Below are 22,499 nucleotides of genomic sequence, written 5' to 3' on the forward strand. Positions count from 1 at the left end.
AGGTGCTAGCTTTTTATAATGGAAAATTATCCTTCAAGCAATAGCTGCTCTGGATCTTCAAGCAGGTTTTTAATCGTAACAAGGAATCCAACTGCTTCTTTACCATCGACAATACGGTGGTCGTAAGAAAGAGCTAAATACATCATCGGACGGTTCTCAAAACGTTCTTCATCAATCGCCACCGGACGAAGCTGAATTTTATGCATTCCTAAAATTCCAACTTGTGGGCTGTTTAAAATCGGTGTTGAAAGCAGAGAACCAAATGTTCCGCCATTTGTGATCGTGAATGATCCACCTTGTAACTCACTAAGAGCCAATTTGTTATCTCTTGCTTTTTTCGCAAGATGACCAATTTCTTTTTCAATCCCCGCAAATGACAATCTGTCTGCATCACGGACAACCGGTACGACAAGTCCTTCGTTTGCAGCAACAGCGATGCCGATGTCATAGAATTTCTTCAAGACAAGCTCATCACCTTGAATTTCTGCATTAAGCAGCGGATACTTCTTCAGTGCTGCTACAACTGCTTTTGTAAAGAAGGACATGAAGCCAAGCTTGACATCATTTTGTTCTAGGAAGGCATCTTTACGACGCTTTCTTAAATCCATCACAGCCGTCATATCGACTTCATTAAATGTCGTCAGCATCGCAGCCGTTTGTTGAACTTCAACTAAACGTTTTGCAATTGTTTGTCTGCGGCGTGACATTCTTTCACGTTCAACTGGCTTTCCTGGTTGTTCAGTTTGCACCGCCGCATTTGCTTTTGGCGCGGCTTTCGGTGCACTTGCAGGTGCTTCATTCTTTTGATAAGAAGCGACATCCTGCTTTCGTACCCTGCCCAGCGGATCTACGGTTGGAATCTCAGATAAGTCTAATCCCTTCTCTCTCGCTAGTTTTCTAGCTGCAGGAGAAGCGATGGTTCTGCCATTACCAGCTTTCGGCTCTTCTTTCACTGCTTCTTCTTTTTGAGCAGCTGCCGGTTCTTCTTTCGAAGCTGGTGCAGAAGCTTGCTCAGGTGCTGGAGCTGCGGACTCGCTTCCGCCAGCTTCACCTGCTGCAATCGTTCCGATGACCTCTCCAACTTGTACAGTGTCACCAGAATCTTTGAGCACTTCTTTTAATACACCAGATTCTTCAGCAGTCAGTTCGACATTGACTTTATCTGTTTCGAGTTCCAGCAGGTACTCCCCCTGCTCCACATAATCGCCCGGCTGCTTTAGCCATTGAGCAATCGTTCCTTCCGAGATTGATTCCGCTAATTCAGGTACTTTAATTTCCGCCATTTTTCATTTCCCCCTTAGTTTTTGCGAGTCAAGCTATCAGATACAATTCGTTCTTGTTCTTTTTTATGCACAGTTGGATCACCCTCAGCCGTACTTGAGCGTCTTCTTCGGCCGATGTAACGTACTTTTACTTTTTCAGGAGCAATTTCACGTAAATATGGCTCAATGTATCCCCAAGCTCCCATATTTTGCGGTTCTTCTTGCACCCATACGATTTCTTCTAAGTTTGTCAGCTTTGTTAAAATTCCTTTAATATCTTTGGCTGGGAACGGATATAGCTGTTCCACTCTTGCAACGTGAAGCCAATCTTTCGGCTCTTCCATTTGAGTAAAACGATCACTAATATCAATGGATACCTTCCCGCTAGAAAGCACGAGACGTGATACTTTTTCGTGATCATGTACAAGACCTGGCTGTTCAAGAACTGGACGGAACTGTCCATCCGTTAATTCTTGGACTTCAGACAATGTGTTCGGGTTACGAAGCAGACTCTTCGGTGTCATAATGACAAGCGGACGAATCTCTTCACGAAGCAGCATTTTCGCCTGTCTTCTAAGAATATGGAAATATTGCGCTGCACTTGTCAGATTCGCAACTGTCCAGTTATTCTCAGCAGCTGATTGCAGGAAGCGCTCTGTTCTTCCACTTGAATGCTCAGGACCTTGTCCTTCATATCCATGAGGCAGCAGCATCACTAAACCTGATTTTTGTCCCCATTTTGCACGGCCAGCTGAGATAAATTGATCGAAATACACTTGAGCCGCATTTGCGAAGTCTCCGAATTGAGCTTCCCAAATCACTAACGTTTCAGGAGAATAGACATTATAACCATATTCAAATCCGATGACTGAGCCTTCTGACAGTGGACTGTTATGAACAGTAAACGATGCATTTGCATCACTCAGTTCATGAAGAGCAATAAATTCATCTCCCGTTTGACTGTCGTGAAGAACAAGGTTTCTTTGAGCGAAAGTACCACGCTCTGAATCCTGTCCGGTCATTCGAATTGGCGTACCGTCTTTTAGTATAGATGCAAATGCGAGTGCTTCACCAAGTGACCATTCTACTTTACGGTCATCTGTAAACACTTTTGCACGTTTTTCAAGGATCCGTTTCAGCTTACCAAATACTTGGAAATCATTCGGCCAGCTGATCAATTCTTCATTCAGCTTTCGCAATACATCAAATTCTACTGATGTATCCACTGCTGGGAAGCCGTTTGATACAGGCTCTGGCAGTTCGATTTCTTGAATCGTGTGCTCTTTCTTTGAAGGCACCTTTTTATAAGCTTCTTCTATTTTTGCCGTCACAGCCTGCTCGATTTCTTCACGCTGCTCTTTTGTCAAAAGACCTTCTGAGACAAGTTTATCTGCAAAGATATTCTTGACCGTTTTGTGCTTTCTGACCGCATCGTACAGCATTGGCTGAGTTGTAGAAGGCTCATCCATTTCGTTATGACCATATCTGCGGTAGCCAATCAAGTCAATAAGGAAATCCTTCTTGAAACGTTTGCGGTATTCTACAGCTAGCTGAACAGCCGCTAAACACGCTTCTGGATCATCTGCATTGACGTGAACAATAGGAATCTCAAATCCTTTTGCAAGGTCACTCGCATATTTCGTCGAGCGAGATTCATTGCTTTCCGTTGTAAACCCGATCATATTGTTGGCAATAATATGGATGGTTCCGCCCACTTGATAGCCTACAAGTTGACTTAAATTTAATGTTTCTGCCACAATTCCTTCTCCAGGGAATGCTGCATCCCCATGAATTAAGATGGCTAACGCTTTTTCAACGTCTTGAACTGGATAGCCTTTTTGAGTACGTGATTCCTGAGCGGCACGCGTGCTTCCTTCAATGATTGGATCAATGAACTCCAAGTGACTTGGGTTATTAGCAAGCGTGACTCTCGCACTCTTTGTATCTTCGTCTTTAATTTGACGGTCAGCTCCAAGATGGTACTTAACATCCCCCGTCCATCCATAGCTGATGCCGATAGAGCCTTCTGATGGAACAAGCTCTTTATTTGGCGCATGCTGGAATTCTGAGAAAATAATCTCATATGGCTTCCCTAACACATGTGCTAATACATTTAAACGGCCTCTGTGTGCCATTCCAATGTTAATATTTGAAGTCCCTTGTGTAACGGACTCTGAAATAATTTCATCAAGTACTGGGACAAGTGCGTCTAAACCTTCTATAGAAAAGCGCTTTTGCCCAACAAATGTTTTATGAAGAAACTGCTCGAACTGCTCAACTTCTGTTAATCTCTTGAATACAGAAACTAGTTTATCAGCTGGTTTTTTCTTAAATAATTCACCAGACTCGATTGATTTTGAGAGCCAGTTTCGCTCTTCAAAGTCATGCACGTGATCAAACTCAAATGAAATAGTACGCTTATACGTATTTCTCAAATGGTTAATGGCTTCTATGCCGTTTGAAATGTGTTTTGGTGCATCCGGACTAATAATAGATATCGGAATATTCTTGACATCTTCTTCTTTTAAACCGTACTCCTTTAAAGGAAACAGTTCTTGTAATTCCTTTTCTTTACGAAGAGGATTGACGGAAGCATTTAAATGGCCATACGTTCTGATGTCTTCTGCCAGTTTAACGACTGATGCTATCTTTTGGATTTGTTCAGAAGTAACTACGCTATTTTCTTTTTTCCCAATTTCCTCCTTCATTTCACTCGGTGGTGCACCAAGTTCATCAAATATGCCTCTTAGATCTTCATCAACACTAGTAGGATCCTGGACATACTGATCGTAGAGCTCGAGCACATAGCCGAGGTTCGGACCATGAAATTCTTCCCAACTCAACGGTTGTTTCACATCATTTTGAAACATTTTGAACACTACCCCCAACTTTGATCATCAAGTGATTGAACACTATCTCGATATAACTTCCAGAACACAATGACCAAATTTATGTAATAAAACGCTTCCAATAATATTCTACCACTGTTTTGGATTACTTTCTACATTCTTTGTTCAATTAAAGATAAAAAATTCACAGAAAAACAAAAAATTTAAATCATTCCGAAAAATAATTTGAAGAAAGGGGCAAAACCTTATGCCCCAATGCTTTTATGCAGCAGTTTCTTCAGTAATGGATATAAAACATCTGGCAATGTATCGACATCTGGTACAAAAATGCTGAACTTGCCATACATATCTTGAATGGTTTTTATCTGTGCTTCCTCTATCGGCGAATTGGATAAAAACACATTGATCACCTCAATGCCCTTTTTCCTCGCTTCAAGAACTGCTTCATGCGTGTCGACAATCCCATTTTGTTCGTAGCTGAACGCAGCTGGCTCTCCGTCTGAAAAGACAATCAGAAACTTTTGCTCTTCTCTTCGCTTTAAAATCATCTTTGTCATTTGACGGATTGCATAACCATCCCGGTTATCCTCTTCTGGCTCAAGAGACATAATAGAAGGTCCTGCATCAAATAAAGAATCTTTGAACGACACGACTGTGTTGAAGTAGTTTGGCTGACTTGTTTCTGTTGCGTCGTTTGTATCTTCCCAAAACCCAACAATTTGATGTGGGACTTGTACGGATTTTAACGCTTCATGAAATAGAACAATGCCTTTTTTCGTCTCGTCCATCTTGTCAAACATGCTCGCTGAACAGTCTACTAATAAGGTGAAAACAGCATCAATCTGAGAAGACGGTGCTTGTTTTTTATAGAAAAGACGCGGATTAGACTCTGTAAAGTAGCGAATCAGCTTTTTGCTGAGACGACCTGCATGAAGGTCCGTTTTAGGCCATGATTTTTTATGTTCAAGAGTTTTTTGGATCATTTGTTTTAAGCGTTTTTGGTAAGGTTCAATTTCCTTCGCATGCTGCTTGTATACATCGATTTGTTCTGGCATAGGCGGATCTGGTGAAATCATGACTGGAAACGCATATTTGTTCTCTTTTCCATTCTCATGACCATCTGCTCCGCTTTCTTCACCTTCAGCCTCTTCCAGCGCCTCAAGCTTTGAATAATCTTTTCGGTGAGTTTGCTTTGCAGAGCCTTGGACAGTTCCGAGTGCCTGATCTCCGTCATCGCCTTCTCTTGCTGCATCCTTACCAAGATCACTTTTACCGCCGTGCTCTAAATCAAATTGAAGGAAGCTTTTTGATGGCGCTTCGGTTTCTCGATGCCACACTTCCATGTACTCTTGGTGAATGTCTTCATCGCCTTCTTTTTCCCGGTCGACTTTAATGTCCTCACTTAATTTAGGTTTTCTTTTTAAGTCATGGAACAGTGGTTCTTTTGCCGCTTGTTCATAGTCCAATTCAGGGAAGAAAAAGTACGTATTCAGCATGTCCTTTTCAAGCAGTTCATCGAAGCCTTCCATCAATTGTTTGACAATAGCTGCGATGTCTGCTGTTGAACCCGCATCATACACACGTTCAAGACTTGACTCAATAAACGGAATCATCGGGTTGATCTGCTCATGAAGAGGCGGAATCTCTTCGAGCGGGGAATCAGCTGTCAGTTTCACATAAATCGCACAAAAGAGTGCATCTGTTAAAATGCTTCGTTCTTGGTTAATTGTTAATTGTGTCTTAAAGTGACGCCTGTACAGTTCTCTTCTTCGTTTAAATACCTTTTTTGTTCCTGGGCGGCCATATTTAATCCGCTCTTCAATCCGGATATCTTCAAACAGCATAAACAATTGTTTACATATATCAGGAATGGATAATGTATGGGCATAGTGAATGATCTCCTGAAATACAGTAAGATCACTATAAACGGTCCCTACTGCACGAAGGAACACATCACTTTTCAGCCCTGCTAGCATATCTTCTTGTTTACGATCATCCCAAAAATGACTGATGAAAATTTTCTTTTCAAACGGTTCATAGTAGGACTGCACACCGTATTCAAGCTCGACATCATCACTTTTTGCTAACGTTTTGGCTAAATCCGTTAATTCCATAAATAGAAATGAATCGATTCTGCTGTCATTAAATTTGATGAATTTCAAAAGTCAGAACCTCACTCGAATAATGTTTGGGCGATATTTCTTACCGCTGCTTTTTCCCGGTCATCTTCCAGCTTTTCAACAATCCCTCGTTCAACGGCACGAAGCGGCGGGATGTATTGCGCAAGATCACAAGTATCTAGGAGCGCGCGGATGGATGCTGCTTCTTCACTCACCTGACCGTTATGAGCTTGTGTAATGAGGTCTGATGAGAGCTGAACGAATTGATCAATTAACCGCTCATCCTTTAAAACAGATTGAGATTGCAGCACATCTTTCAGGATACCGCCGCCGATATATGGAACGTCAATGACAACAAAGCGGTTTTTTAACGCTTCATTTAGAGGCACTGTACCTACATACCCTTCATTGATTGCCGCAATGACGCCAAAGCCTTCTTCTGCTCGAACAACCTCACCTGTAAATGGGTTTGTCATCATTTTTCTGTAGTCGAGTACACCATTTAAAATAGGCAGTGTTTCTGGCTTTGCCATGTTGATTTCATCAATATATAAAAGATGGCCTTTTTTCATTGCTTTTGTCACAGGTCCTTCAATGAATTCAATCGAAGCCACCTGACCATCATTGTGAATGGTTTTATAGCCAATCAAGCTTTCAGCATCAAGATCAACCGAGCAGTTCACACTGTGCATCGGCTGCTGAAAGAAAGCGGATAATGTTTCTGCTAGTTTTGTTTTACCTGAGCCGGTCGGCCCCTTTAAAAGAACGTTTTTTCCTAGTGCTAATGCAATCATGGCATCTTGAATGATAGAAGTATCCTGTGATTCATAGCCGCCTGTTCCAATAAGTGGACGAAATTCTTCTTCCAGCACTTTTGCTTTTGCTTCAATCATTGCTTGAATTTCTTCTGGGAGTGATTGTTCGTTAAACATGTATGATTAATTCCTCTCTTCGATCATTTTCCTCACCAAGTATACTAAAAAAACCTTTATGCACTCAATACATAAAGGTTAGACTTCTGTTATTTCACCATTTCTTTTGTGATCGCTCCGCAAGCGATGCGTTTCCCTGAGTTTCCAGAAGGGTTACTTAAATAATCATCTGCTTCTGCATGAATGATAAAGCTTCGCCCATTTTGATCGATTAATTGATTTGGGCCTCCCTTTAATGTCACATCTGGTACGTTCACGACAACATCAATTTGTCCATCTGCCCCTACCTCTAAATTAGGCATATCTCCAGCATGATGCCCTTTTGGATTGTCAAAACCATGCTCTCTATGGGTTGGATTAAAGTGAGCTCCTGCCGTTTCAAAATCTGGCGTTTCACATATTCCTGTTTCATGAATGTGAAAACCGTGAGGACCTGGCGGCAGCCCTTTCGCTTTTACATGCAGATCCAGCCCATTTTCTGAGGATTCTCTGATTTCAATACTTCCTATTTTTTGCCCGCTTTCGTTTATGAGTGACGTCGTGACTGGTGATTGTTTAGGTGCGGCAACTTCGCTTGTTTCTTCTGTCATTTCTTTTTTCGGAGGTGCATGACATGCTGACGCAGCAAAGACCAAACATATCATGATCATCCACACTGACTTTTTCAATTATGACTGCCCCCTTTTGTTATCAGTATGGACAATCACAGCAGCGGGCAAACAAAAAAAGCCGAAAATCGGCTTTTTTAGAAGAAACGTTTTGCACCTAAGTAGGCTTTTTTCCAATATGGGTTGCTTAAGTTCGAGATCCCTACTCCATTGTCACTTGCATGAAGGAAATCTCCCCCGCCAAGGTATAGTCCCATATGAGAAGGGCCCGCTTTATACGTTGTAAAATAAACAAAATCTCCAACTTGTGGTGTGCTAACAGAAGTCATCATATTCCAGTAGCCTGCTGTGCTTAGTCTAGATACAGATGAAACTTTGTTAATGAGATAGTAAACAAAGCCGCTGCAGTCAAATCCTGCTGGAGTATTACCGCCCCATCTGTAAGGAACGCCTGTCAGCTTTTTCCCTTCTTGGATCATTGTCGTGATCTTTGCGTTCATTGGTACATCGTTTTTGTTATTGTTGACCGGAGTTGTTGAACCGTTAGACGTAGATCCGTTCGATCCAGTTGAGCCGGAAGCTGCACCATTAATTTTTAATACTTGTCCAATTCTAAGCACATCGCTTTTCAAGCTGTTGGCTGTACGGATGGATTGAACCTGTACTTTGAACTGATTCGCAATTTTCCATAACGAATCGCCTGATTTTACAGTATAAGATGTTGTTTTCCCGCTAGAAGACTGGTTACTGTTTGAATTGCTTGGTTTAGTAGGTTTTGACTGACTTGGTTTTGATGCAGCCTTCCCTTTTACTTTCAATACTTGATTCGGATAAATCATATCAGATTTTAATCCGTTCAATGTTTTGATTTCACCAATCGACATATTTAGCGAATTCGCAATTTTCCAAAGTGAATCCCCTAATTTGACCTTGTATGTACTTGAAGACGATGAACTATTTGAGTTCGTAGTCTTATTGCTTGAGCTGGAATTTGAAGATGAGTTTGAATTTGAAGACTGGCTTCCGCTCGTCTTCGTACTGCCAGATACCTTTAGCTTTTGACCAGGACGAATCAAGTCACTGTTTAAGCTGTTTAGGCTTTTTAAGCTCGCAACTGACATTTTATGATTTTTTGCAATGAGCCATAAAGAATCTCCAAGCTTTACAGTGTAGCTGGAAGTCGTTGAAGCACTTGATTTCTTTGCTTTTGACCCTGTTGATGAACTGGATTTCTTGCTTTTTTCGCCAGGAATTTCCAAGCTTTGTCCTGCAAAAATCATTGTCGTTTTTAATTGATTAAGAGATTGAAGCTCCGAAATACTTGTATTGTACTGTTCGGCAATCTTCCAAAGTGAGTCACCGCTTTTCACCTTGATCGTCTGTGCTTCTGCCGGTGCAGCAAACACAGCTGAGCCAGCGATCGCTGAAACTGTGAGGCCGGTTACTACTTTTTTCTTCATAGAGGAATCTCCGCCTTTCGTATTTTTGTTCATTAAGACTTATGTACTAGTTTCGAGTTTAGCATTTAATGGTTCTGCTTCTCTTGCACTATTTTATCTTTATTTCTATTATATTACTCGACATGAAGACGTTGGGCAATAACAAATAGGCTAAAGCAGCCAACTCAAAATGCTAAAAAACAAAGCCATATCGTTTCTATCGGCTGTTTGTTGTATTTATAAACATTTTTTAAGGAATTTTTAAGTTGACGTTTAGAAATTTGTCAAAACAAGCACGCTGCTAGTTTCATAGTTCTATTCTACATGACAAATTTTTCTGTATCAAATGACTTTTTACTTAATTGGCTGTTTTTTCTCCGCAAATAAAAAAGCATCCTTCCAAATGAAGAATGCAGTGTTCGTTTTTATTTTCTTATTTCCGGATCTTTTACGGTAAGCGGATAAAGCACGCCTTCTTTCGCAAACGACATTTTTCCCGTTTCTTCTGATACGACAAGAACAAGTGCATCTGTCATACCAGATAGTCCGATCGCTGCCCTGTGCCTTGTGCCAAGCGAAGGACTCACTTTTTTTGATGTAAGCGGCAGCACATTTGCAGCAGAAACAAGTGTATTTTCTTTGACTAAAAGAGCACCATCATGAAGTGGATTTCCCGGGTAAAAAATGCTTTCTATTAAGGAAGCACTAATTTTCGCATGAAGGTTTGTCCCTTTTTGAATAAAATCTTCAACCTCATCCCTTCTTTGGATCACAATGAGTGCGCCATGCTTTTGTTTTGATAAATGCTCAATGGCTAAAGAAAATTGAGCAAATCCTGGTGTGAATTCTTCCATATACGCTTGTAAATAAAACGACGAAGCCTCTGCATGCATTTCATTAAACTGCTCATGCAATGATTCGAGATCACAAAGTAAGCACTGCTCTGTTTCATCAAGAGAATCAATGATGTCACTTGCATCCTTCATAATGTTCATCAAATGTGTTCTCATTCCGGCTTTAAATATGACTTCTTCGTTCGTCCGATGGATCATCTGACCTTTTCCCTCCTTCTTTCGCTTGTTGTTATAAAATAGCAAATTGTGCACATTCTATTTGTATGGAGGTGAGCTTAATATGACCATTCAGAAAATCATCCAATATGCTTGCAGCATTTTAGGTGTTGTCAGTCTTTCATTTATTTATGCCCAAATGTTTAAAAAAACGAAGCCATCTAAGAAAAATAATCCGACGGAGAATTGATTTTTTTACATAGCATGATATAATTCCTCTCGTTATTTCTGTTCAGAGAGGAACTTATAATGAGAGAAACGAATAGCATTCGAGCAAAGCTGACACTATTTTTAACCATTTTGATCCCGATTTTAATCACCCAAGCAGGTCTTTCACTTATTACCTTTTTAGATACGGTGATGTCTGGAAAAGTGAGTGCAGAAGACCTTGCGGGTGTTGCGATCGGTTCTAGTATTTGGACACCTGTTTATACAGGACTTGCCGGTATTTTGATGGCCGTTACACCAATTGTGGCTCAGCTGATGGGCGCTGGGCATAAAGAAGATGTTCCCCGGGCTGTCTTTCAGGCGATCTATTTGTCCTTTCTTTTAAGTATCGCTGTGATTGTCATTGGTACGATCAGCGTTCCTTATATACTCGGAGGACTTGGACTCGAGCAATCTGTAGAGGATATTGCCCGGCATTTTCTCAGCTTTCTTGCGTTTGGCATCATCCCGCTGTTTGGTTATTCGGTGCTAAGGTCATTTATTGATGCGCTAGGAAAAACACGTGTGACGATGTTCATCACGCTTACAGCACTTCCTATTAACTTTGTTTTAAATTACGTATTTATTTTTGGGAATTTTGGCTTTCCAAAGCTTGGCGGTGCGGGTGCCGGTCTTGCATCTGCAATGACGTATTGGGCGATTTTCATCATGAGTATTTGTATCGTCATTAAAGCAGAACCATTTGCCTCTTTTCGTTTGTTTCAAAAACTGCCTCGAATGAATATTTCCCGTATAGGGCAAATACTGAAAATTGGCCTTCCTATCGGGTTTGCGATCTTTTTTGAAACGAGTATCTTTGCAGCAGTGACGCTTTTAATGGGTCACTTTGATACCATTACAATCGCCAGTCACCAAGCAGCGATGAACTTTGCTTCTATTCTTTATATTTTACCGCTTAGTATCTCTATGGCTTTAACGATCGTTGTTGGGTTTGAAGCGGGGGCTAAGAGATATAAAGACGCGCAAAGCTACAGCTATATCGGCATTGGTACGGCGGTATTATTCTCATTATGTACGGCCGCACTTATTTTGTTATTCAGACCAGAGATCGCTGGTTTATATACAGCTGAATCAGCTGTTTTACAAATGACACAGCACTTTTTGATTTACGCGATCTTCTTCCAGCTGTCAGATGCGATTGCTGCACCCATTCAAGGGGCTCTGCGCGGCTATAAAGACGTGAATTATACGCTGATTGCTGCTTTTGTCTCTTACTGGGTCATCGGTCTTCCTGCCGGTTACCTCATTGGCACATATACCTCCTTTGGTGCGTTTGGTTATTGGATTGGGCTGATTGCCGGGCTTGCCGCAGGTGCCATCGTCCTCTTTATCCGTCTTAGATTGATTCAAAAACGTCAACTTCGATATGTATCGAACCACTAAATACAACACAAAAGCAGCTGATTTATGTCAGCTGCTTTTGTGTTTAATCATTCCATTGGTACGTCCAGAAAATTTCTTCATCAAACCATTTTTGGACGACTGGTTCTTTATTTTTTAGTTTTTGTTCAAGTTCTCTCAGCATGCCTTCTGTTTGCGTTCTATGCGCTCTCAGTGCATTTAATTTGATATCTGCAACATCTGTAATATCAATCACAATATCCGCATTTCCAAGCACTTCTTCTCTATTTTTGGTAATGGCCATGCAGTATGTGACAGGGCGGTCTTCTTTTTTCTTGCGGTATAGAGCACGAATCACAGCTTCGCCTGTCGCATCATGATCAGGGTGCACACCGTGTCCTGGATAAAACGTCACAATGAGCGTCGGTTTGACTTCATCAATGATGGATTCCATCACATCTGCCAAATACTCGTCGTCTTCAAATTCCAATGTTTTATCACGCAAGCCAAGCATACGTAAGTCTGTGATATCCATTTCTTTGCAGGCATTGATTAATTCCTGTTTTCTTAATTCAGGAAGAGTTTCACGGTTAGCATATGTTGGGCTGCCCATATTTCTGCCCATTTCTCCAAGTGTCCCGCATGCATACGTGACGGGAATTCCGCGTTTTCTGCTGTGTGCAATGAGACCTGCAACCCCAAAGGATTCATCATCGGGGTGAGGCAGCATCACTAGTACATGTTCGTTCATGACTCGTCACCCTTTCTTCTACACCTGAAATGGTGTTTCACTAATTTGTAATGAGATCGCTAGTTTCCCGTCTGGCAAGTGCCCAGCTAAAAGCAGGCGGCCTTGGTCATCAAACACATAATCGGTTAATCCTTCTGCGTAAATCCAGCCATCTTCTGTTTTCATTCCAACACGGTATGGACCTTGTCCTTTTATTTTCGCCTGTGAATAGACGACTTTCGCGTTGCGGATATACGCCACAACCGTCATATTTTGTTCGTTTACATGAGCTGAATAAGAACCAGTTGTCGTTTCAAGATGAACGAAGACTGGACGATTTAAAAACGATTCAAGATGTGCTGTGACATCTTCCGTTTGAATTGGTTTCATGAGTGGTTCCTTCCTTCATTTTGAATTAATTCTCGCAGCTTTTTTGTATGTAAGCTGATCAGTTGTAGCTGATGATCATGCTTAAGCTCACTTTCTAAAATTCTCTCCACAGCAAGCACATACTTTTGATGTAATGATTTCCTCGCCCGCGGATGAGTTCGTGCATCAAGTAAATCATCACATATGGACTCGTGTAAAGAAGGCATATCATCAACATCAAGCTGACGATTTTTCCATAAAGATTGATAGGCGGCTGCAAGCTCATGAGCTGACGACATATGATCACCTCTACAGTTTTGGTAACAACTTATTATGACATGATCCGCCTGCAAAAAAAAGCAAACTGCTCGTTTGGCTTAATGAGAATTCGCTGTTTTTTTCATGCGTAATTGAGAGGTGGTAAACAGTAAAATCGCCACCCAAATACAAAGAAACGTCACAATTTTAGCTGCAGATAAGTGTTCGTGATAAACAAACAGCCCTAAAAACAGCGTGATTGTCGGTGCAATGTATTGCAAAATGCCCACTTGATAAAGAGGAATTCTTTTTGCGCCTTCTGAGAATAAAAGAAGCGGCACGGCTGTAAATACCCCTGCAAAAAATAAGAGACCGAGCGACCCGAAGCTGTTAGGATTCATAGTCACAACAGGTTCTTTTAAGAAAAATAATAAGTACACGAGTGCAGCCGGTGCGAGAAGCAGCGTTTCAATTGTCAAACCAATCGCGCTCGTGAAGCTCATCCTTTTTTTAATCAGACCATAAAAACCGAAGCTAAAGGCTAATAAGAAAGCAACGACAGGAAATGACCCGTATTGAACTGTTGAAAGGATCACCCCAAATGCGGCAATAAGGATGGCAATGGTTTGCCATTTATTTAGTCGTTCTTTTAAGAAAATAATCCCTAATAGAACGGATACAAGCGGATTAATATAGTACCCTAAACTTGCTTCTAGCATAAGACCATGATTGACTGCCCAAATATATACATACCAGTTGACCGAAATTAAAATAGCAGATAAAAGTAATGAAAAAAATGCTTTACCATCTAGTATGAGACCTTTTACTGTCTGCATCGCTGGGCGGACTTGTTTTAAATACAAAAGAATACCGCACATAAACACAAATGACCATACAATTCTGTGCGCTAAAATTTCGCCTGACGAAATATGCTCCATCAGCTTCCAATATAACGGGAATAAACCCCAGAGTGTAAAAGATGCTGCCGTGTAGAGAACACCTTTTGAATGCTGTTCGTTCAATGTAACCATCCCTTTCTAAATCTAACGTATATTATAGCACGCACGCTGGCGAATGGGCATATACTAATTCAGGGCATTTAGAAAGGATGATTCGCATGTTCGACTGGAACCGATTATTCCCTTTTCAAAAGCAGTTCTCAAAAGAAGCCTTAAAGAATTCAGATCCTAAAGACGTTGAGCAGTATGTCAATCAAGTCATGGAAAGTGTATTCGGCTCCAATTATCCTGCTCAGTTCCCATTTCAGGACCCCCTTTCTCAAAATCAAAAAACGAGAGAAACTGACGTCCAAAAGGAAAAAGAGCCAGAAGTCGAAGTGTTCGAGACGACTGATCATGTGTTTGTCAAAATTGAACTTGCTCGTCCAAACACAGAAAAAGTCAAAATCAAACATACAGCCAATCTGCTGTTTATTGATCATTTTCCTGAAGAAGGGGCGCAGAAGAAAGTCGTCCTCCCTGCTGCTGTGAAGCGAAAAGGAACGAAGGCGTCGTATCAAGATGGTATATTGGAAATTATGTTTTTAAAGCATGATGATCCAGGAATTTCTGAAATTGATATTCCATTATAAAAAGCCTGCTTTGGAATGGAAGCAGGCTTACTCTTTTCTCTTAATAATATGGTGGATATCCGCCGCCATAAGGTGGTGGAGCAGGCGGTGGTGGCGGGGGGTAATATGGGCGGGGATAATTAAAAATCGCACTTCCTAGAAATCCGCCAAGCAGTCCGCCGACCAAAGGAGCGCCAAAACCAAAAAACAAAGGGACTCTGGATTCATATGGCGGAATGCCAGGGGCGCCGCCTCGAAAATACGGAGTATGAGGGTACATGCATTTCTCCTCCTTTGTCATGTGCCTAACATCAGCATATTCATCAGGAGTTAAAATGTTTGGGCAAACCTGAAACTAGGCTTGCTCCTTTTTGTCGTGAGTGTCTGTATACTCCCCTGCCCACCGAGATACCTCATGAAACACATCATGTAACGCATTCCCTTTTTCAGTTAAACTGTAAATGACTTTGACAGGCGTCTCAGGCAGGACAGTCCTCTCTATAATTCCTTCTTGCTCGAGCTCTTTTAAACGCTCTGCAAGCATTTTTTGACTAATAGACGGTATCGTGTCTGTGAGGTCTTTAAAACGCTTTGGACCATCAAGCAATACATGTATAATAAGCCCATTCCACCTTTTGCCTAGGAGTAAAAAAGCTTGCTGAATGTGTGGACATAATTGGAATTCCATAAATTTCAGCCTTTCTTTTCATGATTGTTTGACAAACTAACGGTGTACAATTTAAAATATGTCTAGTTACAATAAGTAAGTTTCTCACTTTTTAGTTATTGTACCATACTATTTGCAAAAACGGGAGGAAATATCCATATGGCGACCGATCAAAAAACGATTGACATCTTAAAACAAAGAGCTTCAGTAAAAGAGTATGATACTACTCATGAAATGACAAAAGAAGAGTTAACAGAGCTACTTGAAATCACAACAAAAGCACCATCTGCTTGGAACCTTCAACATTGGCACTTCACTGTGTTCCATAGTGCTGAAGCAAAAGCGAAGTTACTTCCAATTGCGTACAACCAAAAGCAAGTATCACAAGCATCAGCTGTTATTGCAGTTCTAGGTGACCTTGAAGCTAACCAAAATGGCGAAAAAATCTACAGTGAGCTGGCTGAACAAGGCTTTATTACTGAAGACATTAAAGAAACATTGATGACTCAAATCAATGGCGCATACCAAAGCGAGCAATATGCACGAGAAGCAGCGTATTCAAATGCTTCATTAGCTGCTATGCAATTAATGATTGCGGCAAAAGCAATGGGCTATGATACGTGTGCAATGGGTGGCTTCAGTAAAGAAGCATACATCAAGGAATTCAATGTCAGCGGCCGCTACGACCCAGTGATGCTGATTTCAGTTGGTAAAGCAGCAAAAGAAGCTCATAAAAGCAATCGTTTCGACATCGAAGAAGTATCTGATTTCCTTTAAAAATTGGCAAGGTCTCAGCTTTTATGCTGAGGCTTTTTTATTTGCTTTAAATATTATTTTTACATACTTTCTTTCACCTTCCTCCCTCTTTACATCTTCACTCTTTCTCCTTTTTAAGAATGAAAGCGTTATATTAGTATGATATTCACCAATATGATTGTTTTTTCTGAAAATGGTCTTGTGATCTAATCTGACAACTGCTATTATTATGAAATTACAAAATATTCAGGAGGAAATCATGAACAAAAAATTGATGCTGGCACTACTTATCGCGATTCCATTCATTGGACAGCTCGCATTACTGCCATTTGCGAATCGCATTCATCCATTTGTCATCGGCCTGCCCTTTTTCCACTTCTGGCTCTTACTATGGATTGTACTCACACCAATTTGCACATTTATCATTTATAAGATGCAACATTCAAATGGAGGAACTGACTAATGCAAGGAAATTTAACAGCTTTATTGATTACTGCAAGTATTATTTTCATCGTCGTGGTCATCGGTTTTGCCGCTGGTCGTGACAAATCATCAAGACAGTCAGTAGAAGAATGGTCTGTCGGCGGGAGAAAATTTGGCGGACTGCTTGTCTGGTTCCTCGTTGGCGCAGACTTATATACAGCTTATACCTTTTTAGGGCTTACAAGTACAGCTTATACAGCTGGAAGCGTCGCTTTTTTCGCTATTCCGTATTCAGTCCTAGCTTATTTTATTGCTTATTTCTTTTTACCGAAACTATGGACGGTAGCGAAAAGTCACAACCTTACAACACTTGCCGATTATGCACGTGAGCGGTTTGACAGCAAGCTGTTATCTAGTTTGATTGCGATTGTTGGGGTACTTATGCTGATTCCTTATATTTGTCTTCAGCTGAGCGGGATTCAAGATACGTTAACTGTCGCTGGAACGAATTATATTAATGTCAATGCAGTTGTTATCATTTCATTTATTTTAGTCGCACTTTATACATTTTTCAGTGGTATTAAAGGTCCTACATATACAGCCATTATTAAGGATATTCTCGTTTGGGTGATCATGCTGTTTATGGTGGTTTCACTGCCAATTATTCATTTTAACGGCTGGACACCGATGATGAACACGTTAGCCAAAGAAGCGCCTCAGCTTCTCACGATCCCTGAAGGCGGCCCTAAGGGGATTTTATGGTTCATTACTGCTTCAGGCGTTTCTGCCCTTGCTTTGTTTATGTGGGCACACGCGGCAACTGGGGTTTTTACAGCCAAAAGCGCAGATGCCATCCGTAAAAACAGCATGTTTTTGCCTCTTTATAATATTGTATTGATTTTGGTCATCTTCCTTGGATTTATTGCCTTTTTAGTCTTACCAGAAGATACAAATCCAAGATTTGCTCTTCTTCATTTAATTCAAACATCATATGGCGGCGTGATGCAGGGGCTCGCTTATTCAACGATTGCACTGGCTTCCCTCATTCCATGCTCCATCATGGCAATTGGCGCATCGAATTTATTTGCCAATAATTTATACCGTGACTTAATTCATCCGAATGTGTCACCTAAAAGATTGACCATCATTACACGTTCGATGGTGTTTATCGTCATCGGGCTCGCTCTTTTATTCGGGATGCTGTTCCCAACTGCACTTGTCACACTTCAGCTCATTGGTGTTTCAGGAATGGTCCAAATATTCCCAGCTATTGCCATCAGCTTGTTCTGGAAAAAACAATCGAGAGAAGCAACGATTGCCGGGTTAGTCATTGGAATCATCGTCACCTTTACAGCGAATATCTCACAAGTCACGTTCGGCCTTTATGAAGGTTTTCTTGGTTTACTAGCAAACGTCGTCGTCATCTTGATCTTGAATCCATTCTTCCAAAAGAAGGTCACATCCAATTCTGTCATGAATGATCTATTTGAAAAGGATGATGAAAAAACAGAAGCGATCACAAGATAAGAAAAAGCAGTCCCTCATGAGGACTGCTTTTTTTATTTCATTTCTTTTTTCAAGACTTCAATGGCTTTTTTCATTTGTGTATCGTTGTTCTTTAACTTATCTTGGATCTTTGTCATCAGAACGGTCGTTGTATCTCCAGTCAGAATACCGTCTGCCTTTAAATTGTTGTCTGTTTGGAAGCTTTTGACGATAGTCTGGAATGCTTGATCGTACTCACCGTTTGCTTTTGCTTTGTAGCCGAGCGCTTGGAACATTTTTTGAGCCGCTTTGACTTCATCTCCATTGTCATTTAGCTCATACGATTTTTTCGGGCTTAAGTACGGCAGCTTTGCATAACTTGGAAGAGCTGCTTTGATCTGTGGTTCAATTCCTTTTTTGTGAATCCAAGAACCGTCTGGAGTCAGCCATTTTGCAATGGTTAACTTGACACTAGAACCGTCATTATAGTTTTGCGCATTTTGAACAGTTCCTTTGCCGAACGTCTTTTCACCCACAATTTGAATGCCTGAAGATTGGTGCAGAGCCGCCGCCATGATTTCAGCAGCACTGGCTGAACCGCCATTTACAAGAACAACTGCCGGCTGATGGACTTTGCGTTCTTTTTCAGCCTTGTACACTTGTTTCTTCCCTTTTTCTTCAACCTGCATAATGACTTTCCCTTTATCGATAAAGTCATTGCTCATTTCAATGGCTTCTGTCATAATGCCGCCTGGATTATCTCTTAGGTCAATGACAAAACCTTTTGCCCCTTTTTTCTCGAGGTCATCAATCGCTTTATCCAGCTCTTTCGATGTAGTTTCAGCAAAGGACGTAATTTGGATTTCTCCTATTTTGTCTTTTGTGAGTTTGGCATACACCGTCTCAAGTGGAATCGTGTCTCTTGTGATGGTCACATCTACATTGCCAACTCCTTGACGGTTGAGATGCAGCTGGACATCCGTTCCTTTTTTTCCTCTGATGAGAGAGACGGCTTTATTGACCGACATTCCTTTGGTGCTTTTTCCATCCACTTTTAAAATATGATCATGAGGTTTCAAACCAGCTTTTTCAGCAGGAGAGCCTTTAATCGGCGCGACAATTAAAATTTGTCCATCCTTCTCTTCTACTTGTGCACCAATTCCTTCAAATGATGAAGAAATGGTGTTGTTAAATCCTTCGGCTTCCTCCTGATCCATGTATGTAGAGTATGGATCATCAAGTGATGCAATCATTCCTTGGATCGCACCATCTACTAGTTTTTGATCATCCGTTTTTTCGTAATACTCATCCTTTACCTTCGTATACGCAGCCATGAGTTTACTAAACTTCTCGTCTCCAGAGACGCTGACAGCACCTTGTTTTGTGATCACAAATGTAATCGCAGAGGACAGTGCAGCAGTCACCAGAATGGCTACCACGAACTTCATTTGTTTTTTCAAAAAAACACCACCTTTATCTCCTTTCATTATTATCAAGGACGATGCCTCATCCGTCAACCAAAGGATCAACTTCTATTTGAAAAGATAAGCCATTTGCTCCTTTATTGCATAATCTTTAGAGAGGAACAGGATAAGGAAAGAAGGGATGATATGAGTGATTATGTAGAAATGCTTGCCTATTTTGGCGTATCAGGTGCCCATCCTGGCGGAATTGAGTTAACAAAAACGATGATTGAGCATATAAAACTGCCGCCTCATGCACGTATACTGGATGCCGGATGCGGTACAGGACAGACGGCCGCCTACTTAGGAAATATAGGTTATCAGGTGGAGGCCATTGATACGCATCCATTGATGATTGAAAAGGCGAACCTGCGATTCAAGCGGGAGGAACTGCCAACCCGCGCCTTAGAGGCATCCATTGAGCAGCTGCCCTTTCCAGATCAAGCGTTCTCTCTACTCATCAGTGAATCTGTTTTAAGCTTTACCAAGCTGCCTGCTGCACTTGCTGAGATCAAACGCGTCCTTGCTCCTGGCAGTCAATTGATTGCAAATGAAGCTGTGTTAAAAGCTCCTCTTACATGTGAAGAGATGGCAATTGTTCGAGATTTTTACGGTTTTCACTCGCTCTTGTCGCTTGAAGAATGGAAGGAGCAGTTAACAGCAGCAGGCTTCCGTGACATTCAGATTCTCTCATTCGATGAACATATGGTGCAGGAGGAACCGACAGAAATGGAATTATCTGAACACATACCGCCTTCTCTTTACGAGACACTGCAAACACACTACGATCTCATTCAAGCACACCGAAAGCAACTAAGTCACATTCTATTTGAATGTACCGTATAAAATGAGCGAATCTCCTATATGTTTTGTCCAAACTCTATGAAGTCTCTCGCATAGGATAAGAGTGAAAAGAGTTTGTCATAAGGAGGAAAAACATGGAGCGCTACTACAAGCTTTGTCAGCAGCACATGGGGAAAGTCGCTAGAATCACTGATCGTAATGGCAGAGTACATGTCGGACGCATTGAGCGTGTGACAAACCGCAAAGTTTATATTCGTCCAGTCGGCGGGTCTCGCGGGGGCTTTGGCTTTGGCTATTGGGGCGGATATTATGGCTGGGGTGCAGCGTATGGCATCGGCCTTGGGTTCATTACCGGCTTCGCACTAGCAGGATTGTTCTTTTTTTAAAAGAAGAATAAGAGAAGGCCTCCCGAATAGCTGGGAGGCCTTTTACTTGTTTAGATTTTCTTTACTTTGTTCATGTATTCTTCAAATGTTAAATCGTGATCATGCATCGCTTTTGCAGCTTCTTTTCCCACATAGCGCAAATGCCACGGCTCATATTCGTATTTGGTAATGTCTTCTTTTCCTTTTGGATAACGGATGATAAAACCATATTTGTAGGCGTTTTTAGCCACCCATTTGCCATCTGGTGTTTCACCAAACTTTTCAGAGATCTCAAAGCCGGCACTTTTTGAGGAAATGTCCATGGCTAAACCTGTTTGATGTTCACTTTCGCCTGGTAAAGCGACTGCTTCTTGTGCTTTTTCTTTGCCTTTTAATTTGACCTCACTATCAAAAATGACTTTTTGACGGTCATAAGAGCGATAGCCAGATACTGCAGCAAGCTCAAAGTTTTCCTTTTTTGCACCTTTGAATAACTTTTCAAGCGCTTCCGCTGCTTCTTTGCGGATATATCGCTTTTCAATATCTTCCGAAAAAGAGAATTCTACTTTTGGTACAACGAGATCAGAAGGTTTATAGGTTCCTGGTAATGCATATTCTTTGTTGACAAGTGCTAGCACATTTTCAGGATTTTGAATGGTTTTCAGACCGCTCACAACCTTGATGTCATTGAAATATTCACTCTTTAACGTCAGCTCTTGATTCGAGGAATCTGCCGTATCGTTTGAGTTGTGCTGGGGAGATGAACTTGCTGCGTTTTTTTGTTCGTTTGTTTTGTTTGATTCAGATGTACCGCTTTTTTGATCCAGCAACTGGCAGCCTGATAGTGCGGCTGTCAAACCAAGAATCGATGCGATTGAGAGTATTTTGTAGCTTTTCTTCATGACATACCTTCCTTTTGCTCTTCTAAAAAAATAAAGATGCGCTACGTTGTAGCACACCCTTTATACTATTATAAAACGGAGTCTAGCGCAATTAAGATCATTTCATCAAACGTTGTTTGACGCTCTTCAGCCGTTGTTTCTTCTCCTGTTAGAACATGATCACTCACTGTCAAAATGGATAACGCTTTTCGATCAAATTTTGCTGCAAGAGAATAAAGAGCGGTTGTCTCCATTTCGATCGCTAAGATACCATATTGAGCCATGAGCTCAAGTGGTTTTTCATTGTAAAATTGGTCAGCTGTAAATACATTTCCAACACGTACAGCGACATTTTTTGCTTCAGCAGTGTCGTACGCTTTCTTGAGCAGACCAAAATCAGCGCATGGCGCATAATCAATCGGTCCAAATGCCACACGATTCATTTGTGAATCTGTTGATGATGTCTGGGCTAAAATGACGTCACGTACATTGACATCCCTTTTGATAGCTCCGCAAGATCCAACGCGAATTAAGTTTTGAACATCATAGCTTTGAATGAGTTCATTCACATAAATTGAAATAGATGGTACGCCCATCCCAGTGCCCTGTACAGAAACACGTTTTCCTTTATAGGTTCCAGTATAGCCATACATTCCGCGCACTTCGTTATAGCACTCAACATCTTCTAAATATGTATCTGCAATATATTTCGCACGAAGCGGATCACCTGGTAGCAATACCGTTTCTGCAATTTGTCCTTTTTCAGCTCCAATATGTACACTCATTTTTTAGCCTCCACTTATGTTTACTATGTATTTTATCCTATTTATTATAAACGATCGAGCTTAAAAAAGAAAATACCAGCTGGATCTCAAGCTG

24 protein-coding genes are annotated in these 22,499 nt (G+C 41.2%); 8 read left to right on the top strand and 16 right to left on the bottom strand.

Translation table 11 applies throughout. The annotated features are described in order from the left end of the window. Window positions 1-26: 26 nt before the first annotated feature. The 7 genes from odhB to cdaS form a co-directional block, all read right to left on the bottom strand. The gene (odhB, locus tag ACP69X_RS10400) at window positions 27-1,283 is read right to left on the bottom strand and encodes a 2-oxoglutarate dehydrogenase complex dihydrolipoyllysine-residue succinyltransferase (RefSeq protein WP_039179294.1); all 1,257 of its coding nucleotides are present in this window, start codon (window positions 1,281-1,283) and stop codon (window positions 27-29) included. Between the two features lie 14 nt (window positions 1,284-1,297). Further along, complete coding sequence (gene sucA, locus ACP69X_RS10405; RefSeq protein WP_041085704.1) at window positions 1,298-4,132, bottom strand: 2-oxoglutarate dehydrogenase E1 component; 2,835 nt, start codon at window positions 4,130-4,132, stop codon at window positions 1,298-1,300. A gap of 224 nt (window positions 4,133-4,356) precedes the next feature. Further along, window positions 4,357-6,273 (bottom strand): vWA domain-containing protein, encoded by a 1,917-nt coding sequence (locus ACP69X_RS10410; protein WP_269103391.1) that lies wholly within the window; start codon window positions 6,271-6,273, stop codon window positions 4,357-4,359. Window positions 6,274-6,284: 11 nt separating this feature from the next. After that, window positions 6,285-7,163 carry an ATP-binding protein gene (locus ACP69X_RS10415; protein WP_024428332.1) on the bottom strand — a complete coding sequence of 293 codons (879 nt, stop codon included), beginning with the start codon at window positions 7,161-7,163 and terminating at the stop codon, window positions 6,285-6,287. Window positions 7,164-7,252: 89 nt separating this feature from the next. Continuing rightward, window positions 7,253-7,831: a superoxide dismutase family protein gene (locus tag ACP69X_RS10420; RefSeq protein WP_426052669.1), complete on the bottom strand. Its 579-nt coding sequence runs from the start codon at window positions 7,829-7,831 to the stop codon at window positions 7,253-7,255. A gap of 77 nt (window positions 7,832-7,908) precedes the next feature. Further along, the gene (locus ACP69X_RS10425; RefSeq protein WP_426052670.1) at window positions 7,909-9,231 is read right to left on the bottom strand and encodes a LysM peptidoglycan-binding domain-containing protein; all 1,323 of its coding nucleotides are present in this window, start codon (window positions 9,229-9,231) and stop codon (window positions 7,909-7,911) included. A gap of 404 nt (window positions 9,232-9,635) precedes the next feature. After that, window positions 9,636-10,262 carry a sporulation-specific diadenylate cyclase CdaS gene (cdaS, locus tag ACP69X_RS10430; protein ID WP_041085714.1) on the bottom strand — a complete coding sequence of 209 codons (627 nt, stop codon included), beginning with the start codon at window positions 10,260-10,262 and terminating at the stop codon, window positions 9,636-9,638. Window positions 10,263-10,344: 82 nt separating this feature from the next. Between cdaS and ACP69X_RS10435 the strand changes: the two genes are divergently transcribed. Both ACP69X_RS10435 and ACP69X_RS10440 read left to right on the top strand, forming a co-directional pair. After that, window positions 10,345-10,470 (top strand): hypothetical protein, encoded by a 126-nt coding sequence (locus ACP69X_RS10435; protein WP_008359993.1) that lies wholly within the window; start codon window positions 10,345-10,347, stop codon window positions 10,468-10,470. A gap of 59 nt (window positions 10,471-10,529) precedes the next feature. After that, window positions 10,530-11,891, top strand: a complete 1,362-nt coding sequence (locus tag ACP69X_RS10440) for an MATE family efflux transporter (RefSeq protein WP_041085716.1) — start codon at window positions 10,530-10,532, stop codon at window positions 11,889-11,891. A gap of 43 nt (window positions 11,892-11,934) precedes the next feature. Here the strand turns inward: ACP69X_RS10440 and bshB2 are convergent, their stop codons facing one another. The 4 genes from bshB2 to rarD form a co-directional block, all read right to left on the bottom strand. After that, window positions 11,935-12,600 carry a bacillithiol biosynthesis deacetylase BshB2 gene (bshB2, locus tag ACP69X_RS10445; RefSeq protein WP_338527499.1) on the bottom strand — a complete coding sequence of 222 codons (666 nt, stop codon included), beginning with the start codon at window positions 12,598-12,600 and terminating at the stop codon, window positions 11,935-11,937. An 18-nt stretch (window positions 12,601-12,618) separates the two neighbouring features. Continuing rightward, a complete protein-coding gene (locus tag ACP69X_RS10450) occupies window positions 12,619-12,969 on the bottom strand; it encodes a YojF family protein (RefSeq protein ID WP_008359999.1) in 351 nt (116 codons plus the stop codon). Further along, window positions 12,966-13,247 carry a hypothetical protein gene (locus tag ACP69X_RS10455; RefSeq protein WP_041085720.1) on the bottom strand — a complete coding sequence of 94 codons (282 nt, stop codon included), beginning with the start codon at window positions 13,245-13,247 and terminating at the stop codon, window positions 12,966-12,968. The genes ACP69X_RS10450 and ACP69X_RS10455 overlap by 4 nt, the downstream gene beginning before the upstream one ends. 78 nt (window positions 13,248-13,325) lie before the next feature. Further along, window positions 13,326-14,237: an EamA family transporter RarD gene (rarD, locus tag ACP69X_RS10460; protein WP_059375535.1), complete on the bottom strand. Its 912-nt coding sequence runs from the start codon at window positions 14,235-14,237 to the stop codon at window positions 13,326-13,328. 86 nt (window positions 14,238-14,323) lie between these two features. Between rarD and ACP69X_RS10465 the strand changes: the two genes are divergently transcribed. Then, window positions 14,324-14,797, top strand: coding sequence for a spore gernimation protein GerT (locus tag ACP69X_RS10465; RefSeq protein ID WP_039179316.1), 474 nt, complete (start codon window positions 14,324-14,326; stop codon window positions 14,795-14,797). 40 nt (window positions 14,798-14,837) lie between these two features. On the opposite strand, the gene ACP69X_RS10470 is transcribed toward ACP69X_RS10465, so the two are convergent. Further along, window positions 14,838-15,056, bottom strand: a complete 219-nt coding sequence (locus ACP69X_RS10470; RefSeq protein ID WP_024422697.1) for a hypothetical protein — start codon at window positions 15,054-15,056, stop codon at window positions 14,838-14,840. A gap of 75 nt (window positions 15,057-15,131) precedes the next feature. Continuing rightward, window positions 15,132-15,464, bottom strand: coding sequence for a winged helix-turn-helix transcriptional regulator (locus ACP69X_RS10475; RefSeq protein ID WP_041085725.1), 333 nt, complete (start codon window positions 15,462-15,464; stop codon window positions 15,132-15,134). Window positions 15,465-15,602: 138 nt separating this feature from the next. Here ACP69X_RS10475 and ACP69X_RS10480 point away from each other — a divergent pair, with 138 nt between their 5' ends. From ACP69X_RS10480 to ACP69X_RS10490, 3 genes are all read left to right on the top strand, one after another. Then, entirely contained in the window at window positions 15,603-16,220 is a 618-nt protein-coding gene (locus ACP69X_RS10480) for a nitroreductase family protein (protein ID WP_041085726.1), read from the top strand. A gap of 238 nt (window positions 16,221-16,458) precedes the next feature. After that, window positions 16,459-16,662: a DUF3311 domain-containing protein gene (locus tag ACP69X_RS10485; RefSeq protein ID WP_024422700.1), complete on the top strand. Its 204-nt coding sequence runs from the start codon at window positions 16,459-16,461 to the stop codon at window positions 16,660-16,662. Further along, window positions 16,662-18,149: a sodium:solute symporter family protein gene (locus ACP69X_RS10490; protein WP_075611533.1), complete on the top strand. Its 1,488-nt coding sequence runs from the start codon at window positions 16,662-16,664 to the stop codon at window positions 18,147-18,149. Before ACP69X_RS10485 ends, ACP69X_RS10490 begins: the two co-directional genes overlap by 1 nt. Window positions 18,150-18,181: 32 nt before the next feature. Here the strand turns inward: ACP69X_RS10490 and ACP69X_RS10495 are convergent, their stop codons facing one another. Next, window positions 18,182-19,567: a S41 family peptidase gene (locus tag ACP69X_RS10495; RefSeq protein WP_218677277.1), complete on the bottom strand. Its 1,386-nt coding sequence runs from the start codon at window positions 19,565-19,567 to the stop codon at window positions 18,182-18,184. 150 nt (window positions 19,568-19,717) lie between these two features. Between ACP69X_RS10495 and ACP69X_RS10500 the strand changes: the two genes are divergently transcribed. Together ACP69X_RS10500 and ACP69X_RS10505 are read left to right on the top strand one after the other, a co-directional pair. Further along, window positions 19,718-20,416 carry a class I SAM-dependent methyltransferase gene (locus ACP69X_RS10500; RefSeq protein ID WP_073979709.1) on the top strand — a complete coding sequence of 233 codons (699 nt, stop codon included), beginning with the start codon at window positions 19,718-19,720 and terminating at the stop codon, window positions 20,414-20,416. A gap of 92 nt (window positions 20,417-20,508) precedes the next feature. Continuing rightward, window positions 20,509-20,760, top strand: a complete 252-nt coding sequence (locus ACP69X_RS10505; protein WP_024422704.1) for a hypothetical protein — start codon at window positions 20,509-20,511, stop codon at window positions 20,758-20,760. Between the two features lie 50 nt (window positions 20,761-20,810). Here the strand turns inward: ACP69X_RS10505 and ACP69X_RS10510 are convergent, their stop codons facing one another. After that, on the bottom strand, window positions 20,811-21,641 hold the full coding sequence (locus ACP69X_RS10510) for a M15 family metallopeptidase (protein ID WP_039179330.1): 831 nt from the start codon (window positions 21,639-21,641) through the stop codon (window positions 20,811-20,813). A gap of 68 nt (window positions 21,642-21,709) precedes the next feature. Beyond that, a complete protein-coding gene (gene deoD, locus ACP69X_RS10515) occupies window positions 21,710-22,405 on the bottom strand; it encodes a purine-nucleoside phosphorylase (protein WP_012010274.1) in 696 nt (231 codons plus the stop codon). Window positions 22,406-22,499 lie beyond the last annotated feature (94 nt).

It is taken from the genome of Bacillus sp. DC4300-2b2 (assembly GCF_049895685.1).
GTDB classification, from domain to species: Bacteria; Bacillota; Bacilli; order Bacillales; family Bacillaceae; genus Bacillus; species Bacillus safensis.

Bases quoted from the DNA above. Each gene is read 5' to 3' on its own strand.
- ACP69X_RS10505 (WP_024422704.1), top strand. From the start codon at position 20,509: ATGGAGCGCTACTACAAGCTTTGTCAGCAGCACATGGGGAAAGTCGCT.
- ACP69X_RS10500 (WP_073979709.1), top strand. From the start codon at position 19,718: ATGAGTGATTATGTAGAAATGCTTGCCTATTTTGGCGTATCAGGTGCC.
- ACP69X_RS10510 (WP_039179330.1), bottom strand. From the start codon at position 21,641: ATGAAGAAAAGCTACAAAATACTCTCAATCGCATCGATTCTTGGTTTG.
- ACP69X_RS10450 (WP_008359999.1), bottom strand. From the start codon at position 12,969: ATGAAACCAATTCAAACGGAAGATGTCACAGCACATCTTGAATCGTTT.
- rarD (WP_059375535.1), bottom strand. From the start codon at position 14,237: ATGGTTACATTGAACGAACAGCATTCAAAAGGTGTTCTCTACACGGCA.
- ACP69X_RS10490 (WP_075611533.1), top strand. From the start codon at position 16,662: ATGCAAGGAAATTTAACAGCTTTATTGATTACTGCAAGTATTATTTTC.
- ACP69X_RS10465 (WP_039179316.1), top strand. From the start codon at position 14,324: ATGTTCGACTGGAACCGATTATTCCCTTTTCAAAAGCAGTTCTCAAAA.
- ACP69X_RS10425 (WP_426052670.1), bottom strand. From the start codon at position 9,231: ATGAAGAAAAAAGTAGTAACCGGCCTCACAGTTTCAGCGATCGCTGGC.
- sucA (WP_041085704.1), bottom strand. From the start codon at position 4,132: ATGTTTCAAAATGATGTGAAACAACCGTTGAGTTGGGAAGAATTTCAT.
- ACP69X_RS10485 (WP_024422700.1), top strand. From the start codon at position 16,459: ATGAACAAAAAATTGATGCTGGCACTACTTATCGCGATTCCATTCATT.
- ACP69X_RS10475 (WP_041085725.1), bottom strand. From the start codon at position 15,464: ATGGAATTCCAATTATGTCCACACATTCAGCAAGCTTTTTTACTCCTA.
- cdaS (WP_041085714.1), bottom strand. From the start codon at position 10,262: ATGATCCATCGGACGAACGAAGAAGTCATATTTAAAGCCGGAATGAGA.
- ACP69X_RS10455 (WP_041085720.1), bottom strand. From the start codon at position 13,247: ATGTCGTCAGCTCATGAGCTTGCAGCCGCCTATCAATCTTTATGGAAA.
- ACP69X_RS10480 (WP_041085726.1), top strand. From the start codon at position 15,603: ATGGCGACCGATCAAAAAACGATTGACATCTTAAAACAAAGAGCTTCA.
- bshB2 (WP_338527499.1), bottom strand. From the start codon at position 12,600: ATGAACGAACATGTACTAGTGATGCTGCCTCACCCCGATGATGAATCC.
- ACP69X_RS10415 (WP_024428332.1), bottom strand. From the start codon at position 7,163: ATGTTTAACGAACAATCACTCCCAGAAGAAATTCAAGCAATGATTGAA.
- deoD (WP_012010274.1), bottom strand. From the start codon at position 22,405: ATGAGTGTACATATTGGAGCTGAAAAAGGACAAATTGCAGAAACGGTA.
- odhB (WP_039179294.1), bottom strand. From the start codon at position 1,283: ATGGCGGAAATTAAAGTACCTGAATTAGCGGAATCAATCTCGGAAGGA.
- ACP69X_RS10440 (WP_041085716.1), top strand. From the start codon at position 10,530: ATGAGAGAAACGAATAGCATTCGAGCAAAGCTGACACTATTTTTAACC.
- ACP69X_RS10470 (WP_024422697.1), bottom strand. From the start codon at position 15,056: ATGTACCCTCATACTCCGTATTTTCGAGGCGGCGCCCCTGGCATTCCG.
- ACP69X_RS10435 (WP_008359993.1), top strand. From the start codon at position 10,345: ATGACCATTCAGAAAATCATCCAATATGCTTGCAGCATTTTAGGTGTT.